Source organism: SAR202 cluster bacterium (assembly GCA_016872355.1).
Classification (GTDB): Bacteria; Chloroflexota; Dehalococcoidia; order Lucifugimonadales; family VGZY01; genus VGZY01.
Map to the genome: position 1 here is coordinate 1 of VGZY01000122.1, position 3,702 is coordinate 3,702.

The following is a 3,702-nucleotide window of genomic DNA, read 5'->3' on the forward strand; positions in this document are numbered from 1 at the left end:
CAAATGTAGTCCTCTCATGGACTGACATATTCACTGAGCAGTTACCTACTGACAATATCACTGAGCAAAGACATCTCGTTTACCCCTTGTTGACAACTACGAAATGCGTGATTACACTATTCGTTAGCAATCGACTCGATGGACTGCTAGCACTCCACGACTGCAATTGACAAGTTTCGAAAGGAGAGTGGTTGAATTGGCTACAAAGGCGAAGGTTACGTTCAAGCCCACAGGTAACAGGATCGTAGTCCAGCCGAACACCGCGAAGGAGCAGAAGACTGCAGGCGGCATCTTCATCCCCGACACGGCCAAGGAGAAGCCCCAGGAGGGCACGGTGGTCGCGATCGGCCCGGGCAAGCTGACGGATGACGGCAAGCGCGTCCCCATGGACATCAAGGTCGGCGACATCGTCGTCTACTCCAAGTACGGCGGCACCGAGTACAAGGAAGGCGACGTTGAGTACCTGGTCCTCCGCGAGGACGACGTCCTGTTCACGAAGTAACAGCCGAGGGTGCTGGGTGTCAGGTGCTGGGTGCTGGGTTTAGACCGGTATCCAAAACAAGAGCCAGGCAAACAGCAACTCGATTATCCAGAACCCTGATCCCATAACCCCTATAAGGAGCATTAGATTGGCTAAGCAGCTACAGTTTGGAGAAGAGGCACGAGCCTCAATGAAGAAGGGTATCGATACCCTCGCCAACACCGTTGGCGTCACGCTCGGCCCCAAGGGCCGCAACGTTGTCCTGGACAAGAAGTTCGGCCCGCCCCAGGTCTCCTCTGACGGCGTCACGATCGCCAAGGAGATCGAGCTTGTCGATCCGTACGAGAACATCGGCGCGCAGATGATCAAGGTCGCCGCCAGCAAGACCAACGACGTCGCCGGCGACGGCACCACGACCGCCACGGTACTTGCCCAGTCGATCATTCACGAGGGCTTCAAGAACATCGCAGCCGGCACGAACCCGATGGCGCTCAAGAGGGGCGTCGAGAAATCCGTCGCCACGTTGCGCGATGCCGTCACCAAGATGGCCACCCCGGTCCAGGGCAAGGAGCAGATCGCCCAGGTAGCCACCCTCTCCGCTCACGACGAGGAGATGGGCAAGATGATCGCCGACGTTATGGAGAAGGTAGGCAAGGACGGCGTTATCACGGTCGAGGAGTCGAAGGGCATCAGCTACGAGCAGGAGTTCGTAGAGGGCATGCAGATCGACCGCGGCTACATCTCCCCCTACTTCGTCACCAACCAGGAGAGGATGGAGGCCATTCTCGAGGACCCGTACATCCTTATCACGGACAAGAAGATCTCCGCTATTGCGGACATCCTCCCTGCCCTTGAGAAGATCCTGCAGGTCAGCAAGAACCTGGTCATCATTGCCGAGGACCTCGAGGGCGAGGCGCTGGCGACGCTGGTGGTCAACAAGCTGCGCGGCACGCTGAACGTGCTGGCGATCAAGGCCCCCGGCTTCGGCGACCGACGCAAGGCCCTGCTGGAGGACATCTCCATCCTGACCGGCGGCCTCGTGATCTCGGAAGAGGTCGGCCGCAAGCTTGATTCCGTCACTGTCGATGACCTGGGCCGCGCCCGCCGCGTCGTCTCCACCAAGGAGGAGTCCACGTTCGTGGACGGCGCCGGCTCCGAGAAGGCCATCCAGGGCCGCATCAAGCAGATCAAGGCCCAGATTGAAGAGACCACCTCCGACTACGACCGCGAGAAGCTGCAGGAGCGCCTCGCGAAGCTCTCCGGCGGCGTGGCGATCATAAAGGTCGGCGCGGCCACGGAGATCGAGCTTAAGGAGAAGAAGCAGCGCATGGAGGACGCCCTGTCCGCCACCCGCGCGGCCGTTGAGGAGGGCATTGTCCCGGGTGGCGGCGTGGCGCTTATCCGCGCCCGCGCGGCCCTGGACACCCTGAAGCTGGCCGACGACGAGCAGGTTGGCGTGACGATCATGCGCCGCGCGCTCGAGAGGCCGCTCAAGCTCATCGCCGAGAACACGGGCGTGTCCGGCGAGGTCATTATGGCAGAGACTCTCAAGGGCAAGGGCGACTGGGGCTACGATGCCGAGGCCGGGGAGTTCACGAACCTCCTGAAGCGCGGCATCATGGACCCGGCGAAGGTCACCAAGGCCGCCATTGCCAACGCCGGCAGCGTTGCCGCGATGGTCCTGACCACCGAGTCGCTGATCACCGATGTCAAGGTAGACCTGCCGCCGGCCCCCGCCGCTCCTCCGATGGAGTACTAGGAGGGTCGTTAGAAGTTAGCGGTTGGAAGTCGGCAGTTCGAAGTTTGAAGCAGTTGGCAGTTGGGAAGGCGGGCGCATTGCTCCCGTGCTGACCAACTGCCAACTGCTAACTGCCAACTACCAGTTTTGTTGACGCTCATCGCTCGCGGGTGGTATTTATATCTCACAGGCGGACTTGTCTAACACTAGTGATGCGTCAAGCGTTTCGGGTGTGAATGTATGTTGACGGAAAGACAAGCGCAGATCCTCAAGATCATCGTCGGAGACTATATCCGGACGGCAGTTCCGATCGCCTCCGATTCTATAGCCAAGCACCATGACCTGGGAGTGAGCTCGGCCACGATTCGCAACGAGGTTGCCCGCCTGGAGGCTAAGGGGTATATCTCGCGCCCTCACCTTTCTGCCGGAAGCGTGCCGCTGGACAATGGGTACCGCCTTTACGTAGAGGCTGTGCTCGGCAAGAGGCAAGAAGCCGAGACCGTGGACGACGAGGCGAGGACGAAGATCCGCCGGAGGCTGCTTGAGGCTGAGCGTGAGGCGGAAGACTGGGCGGGCGCTGCGGCGGACATCCTGGCGCAGCTTGTTGGCAACATGGCGGTGACGACTTTCCCCAAGGCACGGGAGCCGCGCATCAAGCACGTGGAGATTGTGCCTATACAGGACATGCTGGCGCTGCTCATCGTTGTGCTTGAGCAGGCGCGCGTTCGAAAGCAGCTCATTCGCCTCAAGAGCGCCGTGACGCCCGTTGAGATGGAGGCATCCGCTAACCGCATAAAGCAGTGGGTTTCCGGTCTCACTCGGCATGAGATCAAGGCGCTCCAGGCGCCGATGACGCCGCTTGAGACCGAGGTGATGGAGGCGGCCGCGTCCATCCTGGAGGCAGAGGACAAGGGCGCGTACAGCGACCACTTTGTTAACGGCCTGCGGAACCTTCTGAGGCAACCCGAGTTCGCAGAGGGTAACAAGGCGCGCGCGGTGGTTGAGGGCGTTGAGGACGGCAGCCTGATCCAGGCGATCCTGAGCGAGACGCCGGACGGCGGCGTGGTGCGGGTTATCATCGGCCAGGAGCACTCCGGAGATAACCTGTGGCCGCTGAGCGTTGTGGTATGCCAGTACGGCATCCCCGGCTCGGCCACGGGGGCGATTGGGGCGGTGGGGCCGACGCGGATGGAGTACCTGCGCGCCATTTCCAGCGTAAGGCTGGTCTCCTCTCTCATGACGGAGCTGGTATCCGGAGTGGACAAGTAGCAGGCGTTGGGGTCAATCGACCGTACTGGAACGGACGCCGGAGGGGTATGCCCTTCCGGCGTCCGTTCCAGTACGGGGCTATTGGAATTCCTTTCCTGGACTGTCAATGCTCAGTGACTTTGTCAGTCTTACTGCTCAGTGATTTTGTCAGTACCACTGGTTTTGGTTGAATCAGTCTCGATCTCCAAGGGTGATCTGGAGCCGGCTTTCGATC

The 3,702-nt window shown here is 60.6% G+C and carries 3 protein-coding genes; all 3 read left to right on the plus strand.

The window, feature by feature from the left end; all coding sequences use genetic code 11:
• Positions 1-196: 196 nt before the first annotated feature.
• The 3 genes from FJ319_14565 to hrcA all read left to right on the plus strand — a co-directional run bounded on the left by FJ319_14565 (position 197) and on the right by hrcA (position 3,488).
• On the plus strand, positions 197-502 hold the full coding sequence (locus tag FJ319_14565; GenBank protein MBM3935487.1) for a co-chaperone GroES: 306 nt from the start codon (positions 197-199) through the stop codon (positions 500-502).
• A 127-nt stretch (positions 503-629) separates the two neighbouring features.
• Positions 630-2,240: a chaperonin GroEL gene (groL, locus tag FJ319_14570; protein ID MBM3935488.1), complete on the plus strand. Its 1,611-nt coding sequence runs from the start codon at positions 630-632 to the stop codon at positions 2,238-2,240.
• Positions 2,241-2,459: 219 nt separating this feature from the next.
• Positions 2,460-3,488, plus strand: coding sequence for a heat-inducible transcription repressor HrcA (gene hrcA, locus FJ319_14575; GenBank protein MBM3935489.1), 1,029 nt, complete (start codon positions 2,460-2,462; stop codon positions 3,486-3,488).
• Positions 3,489-3,702 lie beyond the last annotated feature (214 nt).